This window comes from Kluyvera ascorbata (assembly GCF_023195735.1).
GTDB classification, from domain to species: domain Bacteria; phylum Pseudomonadota; class Gammaproteobacteria; order Enterobacterales; family Enterobacteriaceae; genus Kluyvera; species Kluyvera ascorbata.
In genome coordinates this window covers 3127957-3151232 of record NZ_CP096201.1, presented here as the reverse complement: position 1 = coordinate 3151232, position 23276 = coordinate 3127957, and the positions used below count along the sequence as shown (strand labels likewise).

Genomic DNA, 23276 nt, shown 5'->3' with positions numbered 1-23276 from the left:
ACGGACATAGATATGGTCTCCCTGAATTGTTAGCACAACCAGTAGATCACAATATTCTATGCCGTTATTTTTTACCGCCTATTACTGGGAATTTCTTAGTAATAGGCGGGGTTTGAACCTCTTAACCAATCGTCATCAAGCTGGCGTTCCCGCCCGCTGCGGCGGTGTTCACGCTGAGGGAACGCTCATGGTACAGACGCTCCAGCAGCAGATTGGTTTCACCGCGGGCAAAGCCCTGCACCGAAACAATCGCTCCGTCACGCGCTGCCACCTGCTCACAGAGTTCGCGCAGCTGGTCAGAATCACCGTGGTAAATCACCGCATCGAAGAAGGCGTTCATCAGCGTTTCCGGTTTCGCGAAGTGGATACGCTCGCTCACCGCTTTCGGCAATGATTTCACCAGTTCACGCTGCAGAGGCGCATCCTGCCACAGCACTTCGCTGCCGACCGCCATCACCGCCGACAGCTGCGTCAGCAGGTCCGACTCGTTATCGGCCACGCACAGTACGCGCTCGCGCGGCACCAGCGTCCAGGTGTTGCGCTCGCCGGTTGGCCCTGGTAGCACGCGCTGAGTACCGGCCTGCGCCAGCTCGCTATACAGCTTGCTCTGCGCCAGCAGCTCCGGACGACCGGCCATCCAGCTTTGCAGCTCGGTGAGCGGTTTTTCCAGCAGCGTTTTGAGCTGAGTATCAACCACCTGACCCGCATCCTGACGCGCCAGCGTTTTCGCCAGCGCCGTTTCTGGACGGCTCGCCAGCAGGCGGTACAGGTACATCGGGCCACCCGCTTTCGGACCGGTGCCGGAGAGACCTTCACCGCCGAACGGCTGTACGCCAACGACCGCGCCCACCATATTACGGTTAACGTACAGGTTGCCGACTTTCGCGCTGCCGGTGACCTGAGCGATAGTTTCATCAATACGGGTATGCACGCCGAGGGTCAGACCGTAGCCGGAGGCATTGATCTGTTCAACCAATGAATCCAGCTGATTCCGGCTGTAGCGCACCACGTGCAGCACCGGACCGAAGACCTCTTTTTTCAGCTCGTCGAAGCTCTCGAGCTCAATCAACGTTGGCGGAATAAAGGTACCGGTTTGCCACTCGCGGCTGTCCTCGGCATTTTCACGCGCGGCCTGGAATACGGTACGGCCTTTGGCGCGCATGGTCTGGATATGGTTCTCAATACCGGCTTTCGCTTCAGCATCGATAACCGGCCCGATATCGGTGGTCAGACGGCCCGGATTGCCCATCCGGCATTCCGCCATCGCGCCGCGTAGCATGGTCAGCGTGTGGTCGGCGATATCGTCTTGCAGGCAGAGCACACGCAGCGCCGAGCAGCGCTGTCCCGCGCTATCGAAGGCCGAGGCTACCACGTCAACCACCACCTGCTCGGTGAGCGCGGAGGAGTCAACGATCATCGCGTTCATGCCGCCGGTTTCCGCCACCAGCGGCGTCGGGCGGCCCTGAGCGTCGAGACGGATGGCAATATTGCGTTGCAGCAGGGTGGCAACATCGGTAGAACCGGTAAACATCACGCCGCGCACGCGGGCATCACCGGTCAGCTGCGCACCGACGGTTTCGCCGCGGCCTGGCAGCAACTGCACCACGCCTGCCGGTACGCCCGCTTCCAGCAGCAGGGCGATACCCTGAGCGGCAATCAGCGGGGTCTGCTCGGCCGGTTTGGCCAGCACGCTGTTACCGGCGGCAAGGGCGGCGGCCACCTGACCCATAAAGATAGCCAGCGGGAAGTTCCACGGGCTGATACAGACCACCGGGCCCAGCGGACGGTGAGTTTCGTTATCGAAATCGTCACGAACCTGACCGGCGTAGTAGTGCAGGAAGTCGACCGCTTCACGCACTTCGGCAATGGCGTTGCTGAAGGTTTTCCCGGCTTCACGCACCAGAATCCCCATCAGCGGCTGCATCTGATCTTCCATCAGCACCGCGGCGCGTTCCAGAATTGCGGCACGTTCCTGCGGCGGAGTGGCGAACCAGATTGGCGCGTTGTTCACCGCGCTTTCCAGCGCCTGTTCTACTTCGCTGGACGTCGCTTCGCGGACATAGCCCACCACATCTTTCGGTTCAGCCGGGTTAATCACCGACACCATATCGCCGTCGGCAACCGGATGCTCCAGCATCGGCTTCGCCGTCCACTTATGCAGCGCGCTATTGAGCAGCGACGAGGAGAGGGAAGCCAGACGATGTTCGTTGGTGATATCCAGACCGGCGGAGTTGACGCGGCCCTTACCATAGAGGTCACGCGGCAGTGGGATCTTCGGATGCGGCAGACCGGACGCACCTTCCTGTAGCGCCATTTTCTCAACCGCCAGCACCGGGTCGGCAACCAGCTCGTCCAGCGGCAGGCTGCTGTCGGCGATACGGTTAACGAACGAGGTGTTAGCGCCGTTTTCCAGCAGACGACGCACCAGATAGGCCAGTAGCGTTTCGTGAGTGCCCACCGGCGCATAAATACGGCATGGACGGTTCAGTTTGCCTTCCGCCACTTTGCCGACAACCTGCTCGTACAGCGGTTCGCCCATGCCGTGCAGGCACTGGAACTCGTACTGACCCGGGTAGTAGTTATTGCCCGCCAGTTGATAAATCGCTGCCAGAGTGTGGGCGTTGTGGGTGGCAAACTGCGGGTAGATAAGGTTCGGCACGCCGAGCAGTTTTTTCGCGCAGGCGAGATAAGAGACGTCGGTGTACACCTTGCGGGTGTAGACCGGATAGCCTTCGAGGCCGTCCATCTGCGCACGTTTAATTTCGCTATCCCAGTAGGCGCCTTTCACCAGACGGATCATCAGGCGGCGACGGCTGCGGGTGGCGAGGTCAATCAGGTAGTCGATAACAAACGGGCAGCGCTTCTGGTAGGCCTGAATAACGAAGCCAATGCCGTTCCAGCCTGCCAGCTCTGGCTCAAAGCACAGTTTTTCCAGCAGATCGAGGGAGATCTCTAAACGATCGGCCTCTTCGGCGTCGATGTTAATGCCGATATCGTACTGGCGCGCCAGCAGGGTCAGCGATTTCAGGCGCGGATAGAGTTCATCCATAACGCGGTCGTACTGGGCACGGCTGTAACGCGGGTGCAGGGCGGAGAGTTTGATGGAGATCCCCGGGCCTTCATAGATGCCACGGCCGTTGGACGCTTTACCAATGGCGTGAATCGCCTGCTGATAGGAGACCATATAGGCCTGCGCATCGGCGGCAGTCAGCGCGGCTTCGCCGAGCATATCATAGGAGTAGCGGAAGCCTTTTTCTTCAAGCTTACGGGCGTTGGCCAGCGCTTCGGCGATGGTTTCACCGGTCACGAACTGTTCGCCCATCAGGCGCATCGCCATGTCCACGCCTTTACGCACCAGCGGCTCACCGCTCTTACCGATAATGCGGTTCAGCGAGCGCGACAGGCTGGTTTCGTTGTGGGTAGAGACCAGTTTGCCGGTAAACAGCAGCCCCCAGGTGGCGGCGTTGACGAACAGCGACGGGCTGCGGCCAATGTGCGACTGCCAGTTACCGTTGCTGATTTTGTCGCGGATAAGGGCATCGCGGGTGGCTTTGTCAGGAATACGCAGCAGCGCTTCCGCGAGGCACATCAGCGCCACGCCTTCCTGAGAGGAGAGGGAGAATTCCTGCAAGAGGCTCTGCACCATCCCGGCGCGGCCGCTGGCGGTTTTCTGGTTGCGCAGCTTTTCCGCCAGTTTCCAGGCCAACTGATGCGCCTGTTCGGCAATCGGCTGCGGCAAGCGGGCCTGCTCCATCAGCATTGGCACGGCGTCGGTTTCGCTGCGGCGCCAGGCGGCGGTAATCGCCGCACGGGTCACGGATTGCGGCAGGATCTGCTCGGCGAATTCGAGGAACGGCTGGTGGATTTCTTCCGCCGGCTGGGCAGATTCATCACTCTCATTCGCGGCACCTGACAGCAGCGCAGGCAGCTCCGGCAAGACTTCATCGTTTTCGAGCTTTTCCAGATAGTTAAAAATTGCCTGCTTTATGAGCCAGTGAGGGGTGCGGTCGATACGTGTCGCCGCACTCTTAATGCGCTCGCGCGTTGCGTCATCCAGCTTAACCCCCATGGTGGTGGTGCCCATGCCATCTACTCCTGTTGCTCGGTTGTCATAGTAATTGCGTAACAGGAATATCCATCATGTTGCAACTTTGTGCAACCGTGTTAAATGTGACGTCCGTTGCAGGCTTAAAAATGAGTTAATTGTTAATGGTAAAACTTATGGAAAACAGCCTGGGAAATGGGTATTGCGAGCTGATTTTATGCGCCACTTAACAGTTATTCGTGGTGCAACCGTAAAAAACGTGAGGGAGTGCAACCTATAGGAAAATGCTATCAGCGGGGTAATGCATTCTATGTAAATGCAGTGTTAAATCGTTTGTGAATTAATTCCGCTTCCGTCAGGATACGGTCGCTTCAAATAATTGCCTCGTTCCGGCAATGATAAAAAACGGCAAATGGGGATGTTGCCGACGCATAATTCTGGAGATTCTAATGACTATAAGTACACCGATGCTGGTGACCTTTCTTATCTATATTTTTGGCATGATCCTCATTGGTTTTATTGCATGGCGCAACACCAAAAATTTCGATGATTATATTCTCGGCGGCCGCAGCCTGGGCCCGTTCGTGACCGCGCTTTCCGCCGGGGCATCTGATATGAGCGGCTGGCTGCTGATGGGGCTACCGGGCGCTATCTTCATTTCCGGTATTTCAGAAAGCTGGATCGCCATCGGTCTGACCGTTGGCGCGTGGATCAACTGGAAGCTGGTGGCCGGGCGCTTGCGCGTGCACACCGAGGCGAACAACAACGCCTTAACGCTGCCTGACTACTTCACCGGGCGTTTTGAAGATAACAGCCGCGTGCTGCGTATTATCTCCGCGCTGGTTATCCTGCTGTTCTTCACCATCTACTGCGCTTCCGGGATTGTTGCCGGTGCGCGTCTGTTCGAAAGCACCTTTGGCATGAGCTACGAAACCGCACTGTGGGCGGGAGCGGCAGCGACTATCCTCTACACCTTTATCGGCGGCTTCCTCGCGGTGAGCTGGACCGATACCGTGCAGGCCAGCCTGATGATTTTTGCGCTGATCCTCACGCCGGTTATCGTTATCTTCGCCGTGGGTGGCCTCGGTGACTCGCTGGAAGTTATCAAGCAAAAGAGCATTGAAAACATGGATATGCTCAAAGGTCTGAATTTCGTTGCCATTATTTCGCTGATGGGCTGGGGCCTGGGCTATTTTGGTCAGCCGCACATTCTGGCGCGCTTTATGGCCGCCGACTCCCACCATAGCATTGTGCACGCACGCCGTATCAGTATGACCTGGATGATCCTGTGTCTGGCTGGGGCGGTTGCCGTGGGCTTCTTCGGGATTGCCTACTTCCAGAACAACCCGTCGGTGGCAGGGCCGGTGAGCCAGAACGCCGAGCGCGTATTTATCGAGCTGGCGCAGATTCTGTTTAACCCGTGGATTGCTGGGATCCTGCTGTCAGCGATTCTGGCGGCGGTGATGTCAACGTTGAGCTGTCAGTTGCTGGTGTGCTCAAGTGCGATTACCGAAGATTTGTATAAAGCGTTTCTGCGTAAAAACGCCAGCCAGAAAGAGCTAGTGTGGGTAGGGCGCTTTATGGTGCTGGTGGTGGCGCTGGTGGCTATCGCGCTGGCGGCAAATCCGGAAAACCGCGTGCTGGGTCTGGTGAGCTACGCGTGGGCAGGCTTCGGCGCCGCGTTTGGCCCGGTGGTGCTGTTCTCGGTGATGTGGTCACGTATGACCCGCAACGGCGCACTGGCCGGGATGATTATCGGTGCGGTGACCGTGATCGTCTGGAAACAGTTTGGCTGGCTGGGGCTGTATGAAATCATTCCTGGCTTTATCTTTGGCAGCGTCGGTATTGTCCTGTTTAGCCTGCTGGATAAAGCGCCGTCGGCAAGCATGCAGGAACGCTTTGCCAAAGCGGACGCGCATTATCACTCCGCACCGCCGTCCCGCTTAAGTAGCCCGGACGAGGTGCGATAGCGCCGCCTCCGGGGTAGCTCGGTGTACCAACCCGGCAACTCTCTCAAGCCCGCATTTTTGCGGGCTTTTTTTATGTTTGCACCTGATAACGAGCGTAACTATATTCGCGCTATTTTTTTACATCTCGTCATTATTTCCCTCACATTTCGCTTGTGTTTATTTTTGGCTTAATGATAATCACTATCACTCACATTTACCTGTCTTTGCAAAAGTTGACGGCGTTAAACATTTAAGGATGTCCGCATGTTTGTTCCTTTTCTCATTATGCTGCGCGAAGGGCTGGAAGCTGCGCTGATTGTCAGCCTGATTGCCAGCTATTTGAAGCGCACGCAGCGCGGTCGCTGGATTGGGGTCATGTGGGTTGGCGTGATTCTGGCCGCTGCGCTGTGCTTAGGTTTGGGCATTTTCATCAACGAAACGACCGGCGAGTTCCCGCAAAAAGAGCAGGAGTTGTTTGAAGGGCTGGTGGCCGTGGTGGCAGTGGTTATCCTGACGTGGATGGTGTTCTGGATGCGTAAAGTGTCCCGCAACGTCAAGCAGCAGCTGGAGCAGGCGGTGGATAACGCGCTGCAAAAGGGCAATAACCACGGCTGGGCGCTGATCATGATGGTCTTCTTCGCCGTAGCGCGTGAAGGGCTGGAGTCGGTATTTTTCCTGCTGGCGGCATTCCAGCAGGATCTCGGCATCTGGCCGCCGCTGGGGGCTATCCTGGGTCTGGCAACAGCCATCGTGCTGGGTTTCCTGCTTTACTGGGGCGGTATTCGCCTCAACCTCGGCGTGTTCTTCCGCTGGACGAGCCTGTTTATTCTTCTGGTGGCGGCTGGGCTGGCGGCGGGGGCTATTCGCGCCTTCCATGAAGCGGGCCTGTGGAACGCGTTCCAGGATGTGGCCTTCGATCTCAGCGGTACGCTGACCACGCATTCGCTTTTCGGCACGCTGCTGGAAGGCATCTTTGGTTATCAGGAAGCGCCGAGCGTCAGCGAAGTGGCGGTCTATTTCCTGTATCTGATTCCCGCACTGGCGCTGTTCTTCTGGCCGCCACGCGCTGCTACATCAACATCACGTATCGCCCCATAAGGCAGATAACGGCTGTTTAGTGACAACTACTTATTGAAAGGGATGGACCATGACCAAGAACTTCCGCCGCAGCGCGTTGCAGACGGGCATCGCAGCACTCTTCTCTACGGCGTTTATGGCACAGGCTGCCGATATTCCGCAGGTTAAAGTGACGGTAAACGACAAACAGTGTGAACCGATGTCCATCACCGTGAAAGCGGGTAAAACCCAGTTCATCATCCAGAACCACAGCCAGAAGGCGTTGGAGTGGGAGATCCTCAAAGGGGTGATGGTGGTGGAAGAGCGTGAGAACATCGCGCCGGGCTTCACCCAGAAGATGACCGCCAACCTGCAGCCGGGTGAATACGACATGACCTGCGGCCTGCTGACTAACCCGAAAGGTAAGCTGATTGTTACCGGTGAAGCGACCAAAGACGCGGCGAAAGCCAACGCGCTGCTGAGCCTGAACGATGCGATTACCGCGTATAAAGCCTACGTCACCGCTGAAACGGCAGAGCTGGTTAAAGGCACCAAAGCCTTTACCGACGCGGTGAAAGCGGGCGATATCGCCAAAGCGAAATCCCTGTACGCCTCTACCCGTCAGCACTACGAGCGTATCGAACCGATTGCCGAGCTGTTCTCTGACCTCGACGGCAGCATCGATGCCCGTGAAGACGACTACGAACAGAAAGCGGCGGATCCGAAATTCACCGGCTTCCACCGTCTGGAAAAAGCGCTGTTTGGCGACAACAGCGTGAAAGGTATGGAGCACTATGCTGACCAGCTGAATACCGACGTGCTGGATCTGCAAAAACGTATTTCTGAACTGGCCTTCCCGCCGTCAAAAGTGGTGGGCGGCGCGGCGGGTCTGATTGAAGAAGTCGCGGCGAGCAAAATCAGCGGTGAAGAAGACCGTTACAGCCACACCGACCTGTGGGACTTCCAGGCTAACATCGACGGTGCGCAGAAGATTGTTGACCTGCTGCGTCCTCAACTGCAGAAAGAGAACAGCGCGCTGTTGGCGAAGATTGACGCTAACTTCAAGAAAGTGGACGCCATTCTGAGCAAATACCGCACCAAAGACGGCTTCGAAACCTATGACAAGCTGACCGATGCGGACCGCAATGCGCTGAAAGGGCCGATCACCACTCTGGCGGAAGATCTGGCGCAGCTTCGTGGGATCCTGGGTCTGGACTAAGCAAGATGGCAAAGCAGCACTCTGACGACCTGAACGAACCGTCACGTCGTCGTTTATTAAAAGGGATCGGCGCGCTGGGAGGCGCGCTGGCGATTTCCGGCGGTTGCCCGGTGGCGCACGCGGCGAAAGCCAGCGAGGCTCCGGCGGCGAACAGCCGGATGGAAACCCAGCCGTTTTACGGCGAGCACCAGGCGGGCGTACTGACGCCGCAGCAGGCTGCGATGATGCTGGTGGCGTTTGACGTGCTGGCGGCAGATAAATCAGACCTTGAGCGTCTGTTCCGTCTGCTGACCGACCGCATTGCCTTCCTCACCAAAGGCGGTCCGGCACCGGATACGCCGAATCCGCGTCTGCCGCCGATGGACTCGGGGATTCTCGGGGCGTTTATCGCACCGGATAACCTGACCATGACGGTCTCCGTTGGTCACTCGCTGTTCGACAGCCGCTTTAGTCTTGCGGATAAAGCGCCGAAAAAGCTACAGAAGATGACGCGCTTCCCGAACGATGCGCTGGATGCGGCCCTGTGCCATGGCGACTTGCTGCTGCAGATTTGCGCCAACACGCAGGACACGGTTATCCACGCGCTGCGCGATATCATCAAGCACTCGCCGGACTTGCTCAGCGTGCGCTGGAAGCGGGAAGGATTTATCTCCGACCACGCGGCGCGCAGCAAAGGCAAAGAGACGCCAATCAACCTGCTCGGTTTTAAAGACGGCACCGCCAACCCGGACGGCAGCGATAAACCGTTGATGGACGAGGTGGTGTGGGTAACGGGCGATCAGGGTGAACCGGCGTGGGCGAAGGGCGGTTCGTATCAGGCCGTGCGCATTATTCAGTTCCACGTTGAGTCCTGGGATCGTACGCCGCTTAAAGAGCAGCAGACGATTTTCGGGCGTGATAAGCACAGCGGCGCGCCGCTGGGGATGAAGAACGAGCACGATACGCCTGACTACGTCCGTGACCCGAACGGTGATGTGATTGCGCTGGATAGCCACATTCGTCTGGCCAACCCGCGCACGAAAGAGACGCAGTCGAGCCTGATGATGCGGCGGGGTTACAGCTATTCGCTGGGGGTCTCTAACTCCGGTCAACTCGATATGGGGCTGCTGTTTGTTTGTTATCAGCATGACCTTGAAAAAGGGTTCCTGACGGTGCAAAAACGCCTGAACGGTGAAGCGCTTGAGGAGTACGTGAAGCCGATTGGCGGCGGGTATTTCTTTGTGCTGCCGGGTGTGGCTTCGGATAAGAGTTATTTGGGCAGCACGCTGTTGCAAGCTTGAGTGCAGTCCCGGCGGCACTTTGCTTGGCCGGGCTACATTGTACGGCGCACGCTTGTAGGTCGGATAAGGCGTTCACGCCGCCATCCGGCAGTGCATATTTGTAGCCCGGGCGAGCGCAAACGACCCCGGGATTTCTCCCAAACTTCAGAATATCACCAACAATCAGTCCTTTTTTTTCATTTCTCCCCTGATTGATATAAAACTGTCACATAAGTGTCAGATGCTATCTCTGAAAGCCATCGTTATGTTTGTGTAAAAATTATGTTGCATCTTTTGTTGATTTGGATGTAATAATAAATATAGCGGTAGTTTCCGTTTCACTATGGAGATCGCGAATGGTAGCGTCCTTGACTGGACTAAGCAGAACCTCAACCCGCATCATCCAGCGCGGAGGCCCCCTCTCCGGCAGCGATTTCGTCACCTCAATTTTTCATCCAATTCGAATTCAACCCGTTGTTCCCGACGTATTGCGCGGTGCGCGTAGCCGTGCATTTTCGTCAATTCAACAGGCAGTTGCTATGGCTTACAAGGAAGCCAAACCTCAGACGTTCGTGCGCATAATCGCGCTGCTTTCAGCGCGTGTGATGTATACCAACAACTCAAGGTGCTATCCATGGGAAGACAAAAAGCAGTGATCAAAGCTCATCGCGAAGCAAAACGTGTGCTGAGACGTGACTCACGCAGCCACAAACAACGTGAAGAAGAATCGGTCACCTCGCTTGTGCAAATGAGTGGTGGAGTGGAAGCAATCGGTATGGCGCGCGACAGTCGCGACACCTCGCCGATTGCCGCCCGCAATGACGCTCAGGCCCACTACCTGCATGCTATTGAGAGTAAGCAGCTGATCTTCGCGACTGGCGAAGCGGGCTGTGGCAAGACCTGGATCAGCGCAGCGAAAGCTGCGGAGGCGCTCATTCATAAGGATGTGAATAAGATTATCGTGACGCGTCCCGTCCTTCAGGCCGATGAAGACCTGGGGTTCCTGCCCGGAGACATCTCGGAGAAATTCGCCCCTTACTTCCGCCCCGTCTATGACGTGCTGGTGAAACGACTGGGCTCCTCCTTTATGCAATATTGCCTGCGCCCGGAAATCGGTAAGGTAGAGATCGCGCCGTTCGCCTATATGCGCGGACGTACATTTGAAAATGCGGTGGTGATTCTTGATGAGGCTCAGAACGTTACCGCGGCGCAAATGAAGATGTTTTTAACTCGCCTCGGGGAGAACGTCACGGTTATCGTGAACGGGGACATCACCCAGTGTGACCTGCCTCGCGGCGTTCAGTCCGGGCTTAGCGATGCGCTGGCCCGTTTTGAAGAAGATGAAATGATAGGTATTGTGCGCTTCACCAAAGACGACTGCGTACGCTCGGCGCTCTGCCAGCGCACGCTGAAAGCCTACTACTAACCGCTGTAACGTCTGCAAAGCCCGGGAAACCGGGCTTTGTTATTTTTGGCTGTTGCAAATACAACAGCTGCAGCAATGGCGTGTTGCAAATCCTACTCTCTGGTACTTCTGGTCAAGTATAACTGCTTGAAATACTGGAAGTTAAAGCTGGCATAAACATTGCTATCAACACATATAACCTAAAAGATAAAAGATGCAATCATTCATTCCTTAATGGGATATGCATGAATATCAAAAAGATAATTGCATCTGACCGTGCTGATAACATTATAGAGACCATGCTATGCCCGAGACTCAAGCCACCCCAGACTACACCCTTGCTGCGCCTCATGCGCATGTGATTACCCGCGATGAAGAGGCGATTAGCATCGCCCATGAACTCGCCGCTTTCCTGCAACCCGGCGCGTCCGAGCGCGACCTGAGCGGAGTGGTACCGCCTGAGGTCGTCAACACCTATTCCAACAGCGGGCTGTGGGGCATCACCGTGCCGCGCCGTTTTGGTGGGGCCGAGGTGTCCGCGGCGACCCTCGCGGCGGTGATTGCCATTATCTCTGCTGCTGACCCGGCGCTGGGGCAAATTCCGCAGAATCACTACTGCCTGCTTGAGGATATTCGTCTGCAGGGCAATGAAGAGCAGCAGCGCTATTTCTTTGAACTGGCGCTGAAGGGCTATCGCTTTGCCAACGCGCTGTCGGAGACCGGCGGCAAGACAGTGCAGGACATTCAGACGCGAATCAGCCACACCGCCGATGGCCTGCGGATAAACGGTCGTAAAGGCTACTGCACCGGCTCGCTGTACGCCCATTGGTTAGGCGTGCTGGCGCTGGACGACGAGGGACGAGCACAGCTGGCCTTTGTGCCGCGGGGCACCAAGGGGCTGACGGTGGTGAACGACTGGGCGTGCCTGGGGCAGCGCACCACCTCGAGCGGTACGGTGCTGGCTGACAACCTGCAGGTGGAGCCGTTTAACCTGATACCGACCTGGAAGTCCTACGACACGCCAACGCTTGCGGGGCCATTTGCCCAACTAACGACCGCGGCTATTGATGCCGGAATTGCCCGCGCGGCATTGAACGATACCGTCAGCTTTGTGAATCAGTTTGCCCGTCCGTGGATTGATGCTGGCGTTGAGCGGGCAGGAGATGACCCGCTGACCGTTTACCAGATTGGTGCGCTTGATAGTCGCCTGGCCGCCGCCGATGCGCTGCTGGAGCAGGCCGGTAAGGTGCTGGACCGCTATAAACATGACCTCTCGGAAGAGGCGGTCGCGCTGGCCTCTATTGCCGTCGCCCGAGCTAAAATATTCACCACCGAAGCGGCGCTGGAAGCCGCAACGCGTTTGTTCGAACTGGGTGGCACCCGCTCGACACACCCGCGCTACAACTACGATCGCCACTGGCGTAACGGGCGCGTGCATACGCTGCACGACCCGGTGCGCTGGAAGTATCACCTGCTGGGCAACTGGGTGCTGAACGGAAAGCGCCCCGCGCGCCACGACTGGAACTGAGGGGGGAGCATGCTCGCTTTTCTGGCCGGAATTGACTGGAACGATGTCGCTCAGGCAGGGCTGGATACCCTGATTATGCTGGGCTGGGCGCTGGGATTTACGGTGCTGATTGGGCTGCCGCTGGGCGTCATTCTTTATCTGACCGGGCAGCCCCGGTTGCTCCACGCGCCGCTGCTCTACCGCGTGCTGTCGCTGCTGGTCAACATAATGCGTTCGCTGCCGTTCATCATTTTGCTGATTGTGATGATTCCGCTGACCACCTTGATAACCGGCACGTCGTTGGGCGTACAAGGCACCATTCCCCCGCTGGTGGCGGGCTGCGCGCCGTTCTTTGCTCGCCTGGTGGAGACGTCGCTGCGTGAAGTGGACCACGGGCTTATCGAGGCTAACTGGGCGATGGGGGGCGATACCTGGCAGCTTATCTGGCACACCCTGCTGCCGGAATCTCGTGGCGGGCTGATCGCGGCGTTGACGGTGACGTCCATTGTTCTGGTGGATTACACCTCGATGGCCGGGGTGATAGGCGGCGGAGGCTTAGGCGATCTGGCGATACGTTTTGGTTATCAGCGGTTTCAGACCGATGTGATGGCGGTGACGGTCGTGCTGCTGATTGCTCTTGTGCAAGTTCTCCAAATGAGCGGTGACCGACTGGTGCGCCGTATGAGTCGTAAATAGTGATATCAACAGGATGACATAATGAAAAAGACCGTGATAGCTGGGCTGATGGCGCTGTTCTCTTTATCGGCGGTGGCCAATGAAACGCTGGTGGTCGGCGCGACTCCCGTACCGCATGCTGAAATTCTGGAATTCGTAAAGCCACAGCTCGCCAAAGAAGGCGTGGATCTGAAGATTAAGGTCTTTAACGATTTTATTCAGCCTAACCAGCAGCTTGCCGAGAAGCATCTCGATGCAAACTACTACCAGTATCGTCCGTTCCTTGACGACTATAACAAGACGCGTCACACCCATCTGGTGCCGGTGGTGGGTGTGCATATCGAGCCGTTTGGCGCGTACTCCACTAAATACACCAGCATTAAGGATCTGCCGGATGGCGCGACTATCGCTATCCCTAACGATCCGGTGAATACCGGCAGGGCGCTGGTACTGCTGAGCGAAGCTGGGCTTATTACGCTCAAAAACCCGGAAGACCCGCAGTCGACGGAGAAAGACATCATCGCCAATCCGCGCCACTTTAAAATTCGTCCATTGGAAGGGGCGATGCTGGCACGTGCAGTAAGCCAGGTGGATTTGGCGTTTATCTTCGCTAACTATGCGCTGGAAGCGGGTATTGATACGGATAAAGCGCTGATTGTGGAAAAAGGGAAAAGTCTGTACGTCGAATATCTGGTCGCCCGCCCGGATAACATCAACGATCCCGGCATCCAGAAGCTGGCGAAAGCGCTGAATTCCGATGCGGTACGTCAGTTTATTCTGACCCGGTATCAGGGAAAAATTGTGCCCGGATTTTAGGAGTGACGACCATGACACCACATATCCGCGTGCGCGGTATCAGCAAGGCATACCCGAACGGCGTGCAGGCGCTTGACGATATTAACCTGGAGATTCAGGCCGGGGAAATCTTTGGCATTATCGGGCGCAGCGGCGCGGGAAAATCCACGCTGCTGCGGCTGTTTAACCGTCTGGAGAACGCCGACCGGGGGGAGATGACGATAAGCGGTGTGCCCATTGGTGAAGGCGCACGCGGGCAACTGCGGGATTTGCGGCGCCGGGTGGCGATGATTTTCCAGCACTTCAATCTGCACGCGACCAGGACGGTGGCAGAGAACGTTGAACTTCCGCTGCGAATGGCCGGTATTCCGGCCGCTGAACGTCGTCGTCGGGTTGACGAGATGCTGCGGCTGGTGGGGCTGGAATCGCTGCGTGGTAGTTACCCGACGCAACTGTCCGGCGGGCAAAAACAGCGGACCGGGATTGCCCGAGCGCTGGTAACGCAGCCGGAAATTTTGCTGTGCGATGAGGCCACCTCGGCGCTCGACCCGGAAAACACGTTGGCGGTGCTCAGCCTGCTCAAAGAGATTAACCAGCGTCTCGGCCTCACGATTATCCTGATTACTCACGAAATGGATGTTATCCGTACGCTGTGTGACCGGGTGGCGGTGCTGGAAAAGGGGCGGGTGATTGAGCAAGGAGAAGTGTGGCAGGTGTTTGGCGATCCTCAGCATGAGGTGACGCGCGGGATGCTCGGGACGCTGCATCACGGGCGTGAGGAAAATCGTGAAATCATGGTCGAAGGGCAGCAGCTGATCACGCTACATTTCAACGGTGTCAACGGACGTGAACCGGATTTACAGCAGATTGTGCACGTGCTTGGCGGAAGCCCACAGCTTGTCTACAGCAGCTGTGAGCCGATTCAGGGACGAATTGTCGGGCAGCTGCGAATTCGTGTGGATACGCCGCTGACGGTGGAGTCTTTACGGCTTGCCGCGCAGGTAGCGGATAGGGTGGCGGTGAGCTAGAGCGAGCGGTTCCCGGCGGCGCTGCGCTTGGCCGGGCTAAGAAATTGTACGATGACTTCAGCTCCATTATCTTTTCTTCAAGAATGATGTATTCCCCTGCAATGCCTTACTCAGGAATACTTGCTCCTACTCGTGTAATATGGACACGGCCCTAAGCTAGGTTCTGGTTTTCAAATTGTTCTGGACTGAGACCGCTACAGGCAATGTCGTGTGCCCACTATTGCTGGGTAAGATCAGTCCATCACATCACTACAACCTGACCCAGCCCCTCTCTATCTACATAATCGGATTTATAGAGGGTAAATAATCGTGGGGGATGTTTGTTAAAATCACACCCAATATTTAATCTCCTGTAACCCTTAAGGATTTTATTTTTAGTACACGAAGTGATTCAATAATCTTCTGGAGTTCATCTTTTTCTCTATCAATGCGTTGAGCCACATCGGTTAGTTCTGATAGAAATTTCAATACGTCTTTGTCATTGAATTTAACATTGGCTTTATAATAGTCGCTTATCTTTCTTAGCTCCTTGTAACTCGTCCAGCGAGTTAGGGGGCCAAATAGTTCAGAGTGCAGCGCTTCACTTATAAATAATCTTTTACTCTCACCGTTATCAAGCGTTATAAGTAAATCCAGGCTCATATCTAGCTCCTTTATTTGGAAAAAATTAACACATCGGAGGCACTCAGGATCTTGAGCTCCTCCTGAGGGAATGCTGTAACGAGATCGCCATTATACTCAACAATGACTCGAACTTTATTTAAATTCACCCCTTCTGGAGTCCTGCCTATTGTTTTTTTGCGAAGCGTTTTTTCGTAAATGAAACGATCTCCATCCCTTATTATTCGGTCAGGATTTCTAAATACATCTCTTGCCGTAGTTTTCCAGTCTGCACGACCTAATGTCCATTTGCTTTTATGTCCCCATCCAGAACCATTTCCGATATGGCGTTCGTTGACATGTTCTACCCCCTCTCGTGTTAACTTAATATTTTGCGGAGGACTTGGTGTTCGGGGTGGGCGAGCTGCACGAGATTTATGTGATGAACAAGGTGCTAAGCCAAGAGGATCGATATAGCTGAGAGTATTGGGTACGTAACTATATTCGTTTATTCCCCCACCCAGCCCTGTCGGGTCCACACAGAGGTATTGCCCCGAGTCGCAATCATAGTACCGGAACCGGTTATAGTACAACCCTGATTCGTTATCTTCATACTGTCCCGGAAAACGCAGATGACAGGTGGGGGCGGCTTCCTTTTTCCGGCTTTCTTCCCGGCCCCAGAGTTGTTGCTTACCCCGCCAGACAATGGTGCCGTCTTCGGTCAGCAGTTCCTGAATGCGACCAATCGTATCAGTGATGGCATAGTGCAGTTGCCCTCTTTCATAACGAGCCAGCGGTGTGAAACTGCCCTGTTCATATATCCAGCGAATGGTGTTTTCATCTTCCGGTTTACCATCAGTTCCAATAGGAATTTCTTCTGTTAGCTGGTCGCCGTTCCAGTGAAAATTCATGCCAGGTTTATCCCGATTGGTGCAGCGCTTGCTGGTGCGCCTGCCGAAAGGGTCGTATTTGTACTCCCAGCGCTCGCCCTCCGGGGTTTCCAGCCCGGTTAGCTGGCTCCGCGCATCCCAGCGGTAGCGCCACATGAGCGGACGGTGGCCGCCTTTATCAACCAGCTTTTCCACTAGACGACCGTTAACATCGTATTTCCAGGTGGTCTGCTCATCCCGGATGACTCTGACAAATTTGCCTTTTTCCGGCATCCCGCTGTTAGGGTTTATACGATGTGTTGAGTGCCGCCATTCTTTGCATTCCCTGGATGTCACCCGTCCATGCAATTGGCGCTGGTGCGACTCACTTTCCAGTACCTCATTTATCCAGGTCTGGCGGCGGGAGATATTGAGGTTTCTATCGTAAGTGAAGCGCTCCTCGCACATTGGTACGTTGCTGCTACCGGTCCAGGTGGCATGGCTTATCTGATTGTTTGCCGTGAGGCTGTTGACCATCGTTCCCCGCAGGGAATCGGCAATCATTGTCAGGTTGTAAGCTTTGTCATACAGCCACCGGCGGTGCAGGGTGTTGTTGCGCCGGTAGTGCGGATTCAGTGCCGTGAGGTCACCGGCCTGCTGCTCAGTCAGCATTCCCGTCGGGGTGTAATTCTGGCGGAGGCTGAACCCGGCATCACTCTGCCGGGATATCTCCTGACCGCACAGGTCGTGCTCCAGGGTTAGCGGGGCATGGTCCGCAATCCGCCACTGCGTGATTTCCCCCATCAGCCCATGGGTAAAGTGCTCTGTAATACCAGCGGTGGTGCGCTGCGAGACTGTATCCTGTATGGCATCGTACTGATACTCTGTTCGCCTGCCATTAATGATTTCGGCGGTGACCCGGCTGGCATTATCGTATTCATATGTGACGGTGGCATCATTATTGTGAGCCCCGACCAGGCGGCTGAAGGCATCGTAGGTGAAAGTTGTGCGGCTGAGTACTCGGTCATTGTCGCCCTGCGTCACTTCCTCGTTTGTCACTTGGTCGGTGATGTTGTACAGGCGGTTAAGGTGCGTGCCGTCAGGGAAAGTGGTGCGGATGCAGCGCCCGCCAGCATCGTATACATAGGTCAGCGTACGCCCGGTAAAGCCGGTTTCGGCGACAAGCTGCCCGGCCTTATCATATTCCAGCCGGTAGTATTCACCTTCAGCGTTGGTGATTTCAGTCAGGCGGGTAAGTTTGTCGTAACGGCATTCCAGCCGTTCTCCATCTGGGCGGATGACAGCGGTCAGCAGGTCAAATGCGCCATATTCGTAGCGGGTGGTTTTGCCTTCGCCATCGGTGAAACTCTCTGGCAGCTTTTCGCTGTTCTGGCGCATCAGTTCGCGCACGCCATCCGGGCGGTGAATTTCTTCCGCGCTACCCAGAGGGCTGGCATGTTTTTTACTGTGGCGGAACTGGGTGGTGAAGCCTAGCGGATCTTTCACGTTCAGCAGCCGGCCCAGTATATCCAGCTCAGTCTGCGTCACGCCGCCATCCGGCGCAGTGGTTTCACGAACCTGATGTAGGGTATCGTAATTCCACTGCCAGGTGGCGCTGCCCGGTATTATCTGCCGGAATAAATCACCGTGTTCGCTGTAGCTGAACTGCTGCTGACGCCCCTGGGGATCGGTCTGGCTGGCCATGCTGCCATGGTCGTCATAAGCCCATTGCCAGACTTGGTTACCCGGTGCGTTCAGCCGGGTGACCTGACCATGTTCGTTATAGCCGTAATACAGACTGTAGCCGCCTGGCAAAGCTACCTGGCGGATATCACCTTCGTCGTTGTACTGGTATTGCGTGGTACGTCCCAGCGCATCGGTCCGGGACTGAAGCTGTGTGTTTTCCCATACGGTGATTTCTTCCCGGCCCAGTGGGTCAAGGCTGCGAGTGACCAGACCATCCTCGTTATACCAGTAGCGGTTTTCTCCACCCTCGGCGTCAATATAGGTGGTGCAGTGTTCTTCTTCGTTATAGACAAAGCGGTCGTCGTAATAGCCTTCCGTTGACAGGGTGCTTATAACTCGGCCCTGTGTGTCATAGCAAATATCAACGCAGGTTTTGTCCGTATCCTGCCATCGGGTCATAAAACCGTCAGCTGAGTATTCATACTGCAAATGGGTGAACTGGAAGGTGTCACACTCGGCCAGAAAACCATTGTTGTCGTAATGGCAGGTAACGAGACGTTGTTTTTGTGGGGCGGCCAGTTCAATGCTCATTAGCTGCTGTTGCTGCCAGTTGAGCGCAAGCGAGTAACCGTCGCTGTGGCGAATCTCCGTCAGCAAGCCATTTGTGCGAATAAAATCAATCCGGTTGTCGTAGCGGTCGCAGATGGCAGACAGTAGATGAACACCATGGCCTGCTGGGGAAAATATCTGCATCTGCTGCGAGCGGCGATCGAGGAGGGTAAGTTTACTACTCATGTCTCCTGTCAGTCGGTAATATGCCTGACGGGAATTAACGGCTTCATGAAAAATACCGTCCTGTGGGATGGGGTAATAGAGAACCACGCCTTCATGGTCGGTGAAGTGCAAATCTCCATCATGTACTGTTAGAGAAACGGACCAGCTATCCGTCCATTTCGGGCCAAAGATGCCACCACTTTGCGCCTGTGAACGGTAGAAACGGGAGAGGTTCAGGGGCAGGGAGCCGGGGAGAGTGAGAACGGTCAACTCCTGGAGAAAATCGCCAGTTCCGGCATCAACGGGTTCTCCGGGTTTTGTGCAATCGTTGCTTTTTGACCCTTTCCCTTTGCCACCGTTCTTTTTCCCTTTCCCTTTAATTTTGCCACCTTTCTTCTGGTTTGAGGCTTTCTGCTGTACTTTCCTCTGCGCCCGGGAACGTTTTTCTGCTTCTCTTTCCGCTTTTTTGTTTGCGGCTTTTTTGGCGGTCAGTTTTGCGGCTTTTGCCGCTTTTTTGCCTTTCATCAGCATCTTTCCGGCTGCTGCTGCATCACCGATACCTGGTATGGAGGCCGCCAGCGACATTGCTGCTTCAGCGTAATTTCCCCTAGCCGCGCTGACGCCCGCATTGGCCAGATCGGCAAAAAAACCAAATCCGGGTATAAATCCCGCGACATCTAACCCCGTCTGCAGCGCATCAAGCCAGCCACCACCTTCTTTCTCTTCTTCTTCGGTTTCTGGCTCATCATCTGGGTCAGCGTCATCAGCCGACACTCCCGCGACAGGAGGCATACCGACTATCAGGCCGACGGTGTTCCGGCTGTTCATCCAGAACTCATCGTTATGCCGCAGCATTGGTTTGCGGCCAAAGCGTACCGTCTGACTATGCTCCAGCGGTTCGCACACATCACCGACAGTGCCGCTGCTGACTCCTTTTGCTGCACCAGGCGTGTCGCCAATGGTCTGTGGGATTTTGCTCTGGTCCAGTACTACTGCCGGGCAGCCGTTAATTTTTACCGACGATACGACCATCACGGCAGCACCCATGTTTGCGGTTACCGGATAGGGGACAGGGGGAGTGGAGGGCCCCATCGGGGTCTTACAAACATCGGGTTTAGTGCTGACGACTTTCCATTGCCCGTTCTGACGGGCGGTAAAATTATCTGCCATCCTGGGCACTCCTGGTTCTGTAACGTGCTTCCATTACCCGCACTGGCGAACTGCCCGGCAGCAGGAAGCGCCAGGTCTGTGCCACGGTCAGGGCATCGGTATTAATTTCGATCGTGTCCAGCCACATTGGCATGGGGATGCGCTGCCCGGTCGGGAGTCTCAGCAGAATGCGTCCTTGATGTGCTGGCAGGGTAAAATGGATATCACCCTCCGGGCGAAAACCACTCAGTACAAACTCCGGCCCCGGTTCGGGATACAGAATTTGCTGGTCATGCGGAGCGCAGTTCCAGTAACCGAAGTCAAAGTCATCCGGCAGGCCAGGATGCTGTGTTTCCAGCCATTCCTGGTCATAGGCTCCCGCCAGTAGCAGGCGGGGCAGCCAGGTTCGGCTGATGCAGCCAAAACCGGCTGGTTGAAACGCCGGAGCAAACCAGTCTGCGTTGTCGTCAAGGAGGTCTGTAAAATGCTGCAGGGTGAACGGGCTGTCCACGGCGATAATACGAGGGGCTTCGAGTTGCTGTATTTTGCAGGTCTGAAGATACCAGGGGTGCGTATAGCCCAAGCCCACCGGATTGACTGGACAGACCGTATGCGCCAGAGGTGGATTATCTTTATCGGGGTGTTCACCGCGTTGCACCTCAGTCAGACGGAATTCATCGGGGATTAGTTTCGCATACTCACTGTTTGTTGATACGCGGCACTCGCCGCCAAAAGCGTAACGATAATCCAGAGGCAGGGAGGTAAATGGTTCAGGCTCAGTTTCGTACCATTGCCCGGTTACCGCCTGACATCGGTAAAAACGCTGGCCGGTTATCCGTAGCTTTTTATTCAGCAAAACATCGCCGGAAGGGGCACGCATTAGGACTCCTACGGTCATCTCTGGCGCAGCGATGCCACCTGGTGTGTAAGCCGTTCCGTTAACAATAATATCGCAGGCGGGTTTCAGGGGGGCCAGGTCGCTTTCGCGCAGTACCGGAGATAGATTCATTTCCCCTGAGAATTCGTCCTCCATACATAACGGCAGTGCTGGGTTTTCCATAAGTTGTGTATGCCACTGACCCCCAGCATCCTGCATCAGACGAAAACCCGTTTTCATGGCGACCACCCGATGCCGTTCATCCAGTTTATCGTCCATCGCGTATTCCATTACTGAGAATGGCGTGAGATTACGAAATTCCATTTGCGTTTCCTCAGTTAATGTCCACATCTTCGCCCTTAATTTCCACCGGACCATTGGCGGCGAAGTTAAATTTCAGGCCGGAAATAGTAACGGTCCCACTTTGCTCCATTTTGATGGAGCAGGGGCCGCAGATGAGTTCAATGGATTTACCCGAAATGATTTTTGTATTGTCAGCGACATTGAGTGTGTAGCTTTTCTTGATGGTGACATTCTGATCTTCTGCCACCGTTTCTGTATCTTTGCCTGTAATTGTGGTGGTCTGGTTGCCGCCGATGTTTTTCTCTCGATCCTTTGTGACTTCCAGCATCTGATTATTTTGTACGGTGATGGTCTGATCATTGGCGACGGTGACCTTCTGGTTATGTCCGCCTTCATTTTTACTTCCTACGTTGATTGTCTGGCCCACACCGACTGTGACAGTCTGGTTATTGGTGATGGTTTCGGTATGGTCGTGGTGTACCGTAGTGCTGCGGTCATTAAGGACTTCGGTATCCATGTTTTTTTGCGCATGAATATAGACCTGCTCTTTGTCAGTGGCATCATCAAACCGCAGTTCGTTGAAACCCTCGCTTTTGTAAGTTTTTGAGCGAATGATCATCTGTGTTTTTGTGCCGGGAAGATCGCCGGGAGAACGATTATCCTGGTGATAGGTGCGTCCCATAATGATGGGCTGATCCGGGTCGCCGTTCAGGAAATCCACAATGACTTCCTGCCCGACGCGTGGGATAGCAAGATTGCCGAATCCTGATCCCGCCCACGCCTGCGATACCCGCACCCAGCAGGAAGTATCCTCACTACTTTTGGGGCGGTTTCTATCCCAGTGAAATTTCACGCGAACCCGACCGTGGTTATCGCAGAAGATTTCTTCTCCGTCAGGCCCGGTCACTATAGCGCTCTGTGGACCGTCAACTTTGGGCTTAGGTAATGGTTGTGAACGCCAGGTTCGATCTGCTGGTATTACAGTAAAATCGTTGGAGAGAGTGGTTCCTTGCCCTGTACTACCATGGATTGCCTGAGGTTGTATCCCTGTCAGCGTACTCCCCACTACCTGCCACTCGCGGTTAAGGTCAGTTGTTGGGTGTCCTGACAGGGTAAAACGTGTACCCGGCCATAGTTTGGGGGAATTACTGGTACAAGTGGCCGTTTCAGCGCTGCTGCGCCAGCCATCCATTTTGTAGCGGGCGAAGCTCTGACCCTGTTGTTCATCTTTAAAACGGCCCGGATAATCAAAAAGTTCGTACTGTGACCGCTGGCCGTTAAGATTATCGGCTTTATGCGTATAGCGTCCCGGCCATCCAGGGACTTTAAAGGTGTAGTCCTGAAGCTGCACTGAAGAGTGTGTGACAGTGGCCGCATAGTGGAACACACTGATTGATTCAGGAGTGATTTCTGTTGTGGCGTTTGGGTTAAATAGGATTGGGGTGGGTATGGTTTTCAATCCGGCAAAATTGTCGCACAGGGTCAGCGTCTGCTGTGGTCCATTAGCGTCTGGGGACAGCTTTTCAAAAAAGAAGATTCCCTCCTCAGACCATAGGCGAGTCAGAAAAGCGAGATCTGACTCCTCGTACTGTACGCAAAATTCACGAGGTGGGTGTTTTTCATAAAAGTGGGACTTCCATTCTGTTACGCCATTTTCTGTTAGTAGAATATCGGAGATGGTTTGGATGTCCTGTTGCTGGAAAATACGGAAATTCTTGCGCAAACTACAGCGCTGAAGTGGAGGGGAAATGGTCAGATGATAGTTTGCCTGCCATCCGTTGTTATTTCCCCGGGCCATTGTAGTGACAATGCCGTTGATATGGCGTTGTGAAATATTACCTTGCCAGATAGTCAGAACGACATTTTTTTCAAGAAAATCCGAAGCTACTAGATTGAATTGAGAGCTGGAAACATTTACTTCCATTACAAACGGATCAGAATATTGCTGGTAAAGCGTAAAATCTACCACGGCCAGCGCGGTCGCTGACTGACCATCAATATTTAACGTAAAACGCAGTCCATTTAATGACATATAACCTCCATAAGGCCGAATAAATATCCATATTACTTGATAAGTTAA

General features: G+C 55.0%; 14 protein-coding genes. 9 read left to right on the top strand and 5 right to left on the bottom strand.

All coding sequences use genetic code 11. From position 1 onward, the window contains the following. Nucleotides 1–121: 121 nt before the first annotated feature. On the bottom strand, nt 122–4084 hold the full coding sequence (putA, locus tag MY052_RS15050; protein ID WP_248537314.1) for a trifunctional transcriptional regulator/proline dehydrogenase/L-glutamate gamma-semialdehyde dehydrogenase: 3963 nt from the start codon (nt 4082–4084) through the stop codon (nt 122–124). A 410-nt stretch (nt 4085–4494) separates the two neighbouring features. On the opposite strand from putA, the gene putP reads away from it, so the two are divergent. The 9 genes from putP (at nt 4495) to MY052_RS15005 (ending at nt 14938) form a co-directional block, all read left to right on the top strand. Next, nucleotides 4495–6015, top strand: a complete 1521-nt coding sequence (putP, locus tag MY052_RS15045) for a sodium/proline symporter PutP (RefSeq protein ID WP_248537313.1) — start codon at nt 4495–4497, stop codon at nt 6013–6015. 243 nt (nt 6016–6258) lie between these two features. Next, on the top strand, nt 6259–7092 hold the full coding sequence (gene efeU / locus MY052_RS15040; RefSeq protein WP_248537312.1) for an iron uptake transporter permease EfeU: 834 nt from the start codon (nt 6259–6261) through the stop codon (nt 7090–7092). Nucleotides 7093–7141: 49 nt separating this feature from the next. Then, on the top strand, nt 7142–8269 hold the full coding sequence (gene efeO, locus MY052_RS15035; RefSeq protein WP_202216034.1) for an iron uptake system protein EfeO: 1128 nt from the start codon (nt 7142–7144) through the stop codon (nt 8267–8269). 5 nt (nt 8270–8274) lie between these two features. Further along, the gene (gene efeB / locus MY052_RS15030; RefSeq protein ID WP_202216033.1) at nt 8275–9549 is read left to right on the top strand and encodes an iron uptake transporter deferrochelatase/peroxidase subunit; all 1275 of its coding nucleotides are present in this window, start codon (nt 8275–8277) and stop codon (nt 9547–9549) included. 613 nt (nt 9550–10162) lie between these two features. Beyond that, nucleotides 10163–10954, top strand: a complete 792-nt coding sequence (gene phoH / locus MY052_RS15025) for a phosphate starvation-inducible protein PhoH (protein ID WP_035896196.1) — start codon at nt 10163–10165, stop codon at nt 10952–10954. Nucleotides 10955–11237: 283 nt separating this feature from the next. Next, the gene (locus tag MY052_RS15020; protein WP_202216032.1) at nt 11238–12461 is read left to right on the top strand and encodes an SfnB family sulfur acquisition oxidoreductase; all 1224 of its coding nucleotides are present in this window, start codon (nt 11238–11240) and stop codon (nt 12459–12461) included. Nucleotides 12462–12470: 9 nt separating this feature from the next. Continuing rightward, nucleotides 12471–13136 (top strand): methionine ABC transporter permease, encoded by a 666-nt coding sequence (locus tag MY052_RS15015; RefSeq protein ID WP_248537311.1) that lies wholly within the window; start codon nt 12471–12473, stop codon nt 13134–13136. 21 nt (nt 13137–13157) lie between these two features. Next, nucleotides 13158–13931, top strand: a complete 774-nt coding sequence (locus MY052_RS15010; protein ID WP_248537310.1) for a MetQ/NlpA family ABC transporter substrate-binding protein — start codon at nt 13158–13160, stop codon at nt 13929–13931. An 11-nt stretch (nt 13932–13942) separates the two neighbouring features. Further along, a complete protein-coding gene (locus MY052_RS15005) occupies nt 13943–14938 on the top strand; it encodes a methionine ABC transporter ATP-binding protein (protein WP_035896191.1) in 996 nt (331 codons plus the stop codon). A gap of 342 nt (nt 14939–15280) precedes the next feature. On the opposite strand, the gene MY052_RS15000 is transcribed toward MY052_RS15005, so the two are convergent. Genes MY052_RS15000 through tssI form a run of 4 tightly spaced genes read right to left on the bottom strand, consistent with a single transcriptional unit; the run spans nt 15281 to nt 23228 of the window. Then, nucleotides 15281–15580 carry a hypothetical protein gene (locus tag MY052_RS15000; protein ID WP_202216029.1) on the bottom strand — a complete coding sequence of 100 codons (300 nt, stop codon included), beginning with the start codon at nt 15578–15580 and terminating at the stop codon, nt 15281–15283. Between the two features lie 11 nt (nt 15581–15591). After that, nucleotides 15592–20037, bottom strand: coding sequence for a PAAR-like domain-containing protein (locus MY052_RS14995; RefSeq protein ID WP_227675096.1), 4446 nt, complete (start codon nt 20035–20037; stop codon nt 15592–15594). After that, nucleotides 20027–21244, bottom strand: a complete 1218-nt coding sequence (locus MY052_RS14990; protein WP_248537309.1) for a DUF2169 family type VI secretion system accessory protein — start codon at nt 21242–21244, stop codon at nt 20027–20029. Before MY052_RS14990 ends, MY052_RS14995 begins: the two co-directional genes overlap by 11 nt. Further along, a complete protein-coding gene (tssI, locus tag MY052_RS14985) occupies nt 21228–23228 on the bottom strand; it encodes a type VI secretion system tip protein TssI/VgrG (RefSeq protein WP_248537308.1) in 2001 nt (666 codons plus the stop codon). Before tssI ends, MY052_RS14990 begins: the two co-directional genes overlap by 17 nt. Nucleotides 23229–23276: the final 48 nt, after the last annotated feature.

Bases quoted from the DNA above. Each gene is read 5' to 3' on its own strand.
- efeB (WP_202216033.1), top strand. From the start codon at position 8,275: ATGGCAAAGCAGCACTCTGACGACCTGAACGAACCGTCACGTCGTCGT.
- efeU (WP_248537312.1), top strand. From the start codon at position 6,259: ATGTTTGTTCCTTTTCTCATTATGCTGCGCGAAGGGCTGGAAGCTGCG.
- phoH (WP_035896196.1), top strand. From the start codon at position 10,163: ATGGGAAGACAAAAAGCAGTGATCAAAGCTCATCGCGAAGCAAAACGT.
- tssI (WP_248537308.1), bottom strand. From the start codon at position 23,228: ATGTCATTAAATGGACTGCGTTTTACGTTAAATATTGATGGTCAGTCA.
- putP (WP_248537313.1), top strand. From the start codon at position 4,495: ATGACTATAAGTACACCGATGCTGGTGACCTTTCTTATCTATATTTTT.
- efeO (WP_202216034.1), top strand. From the start codon at position 7,142: ATGACCAAGAACTTCCGCCGCAGCGCGTTGCAGACGGGCATCGCAGCA.
- MY052_RS14995 (WP_227675096.1), bottom strand. From the start codon at position 20,037: ATGGCAGATAATTTTACCGCCCGTCAGAACGGGCAATGGAAAGTCGTC.
- MY052_RS15005 (WP_035896191.1), top strand. From the start codon at position 13,943: ATGACACCACATATCCGCGTGCGCGGTATCAGCAAGGCATACCCGAAC.
- MY052_RS15020 (WP_202216032.1), top strand. From the start codon at position 11,238: ATGCCCGAGACTCAAGCCACCCCAGACTACACCCTTGCTGCGCCTCAT.
- MY052_RS15000 (WP_202216029.1), bottom strand. From the start codon at position 15,580: ATGAGCCTGGATTTACTTATAACGCTTGATAACGGTGAGAGTAAAAGA.
- putA (WP_248537314.1), bottom strand. From the start codon at position 4,084: ATGGGCACCACCACCATGGGGGTTAAGCTGGATGACGCAACGCGCGAG.
- MY052_RS15010 (WP_248537310.1), top strand. From the start codon at position 13,158: ATGAAAAAGACCGTGATAGCTGGGCTGATGGCGCTGTTCTCTTTATCG.
- MY052_RS15015 (WP_248537311.1), top strand. From the start codon at position 12,471: ATGCTCGCTTTTCTGGCCGGAATTGACTGGAACGATGTCGCTCAGGCA.
- MY052_RS14990 (WP_248537309.1), bottom strand. From the start codon at position 21,244: ATGTGGACATTAACTGAGGAAACGCAAATGGAATTTCGTAATCTCACG.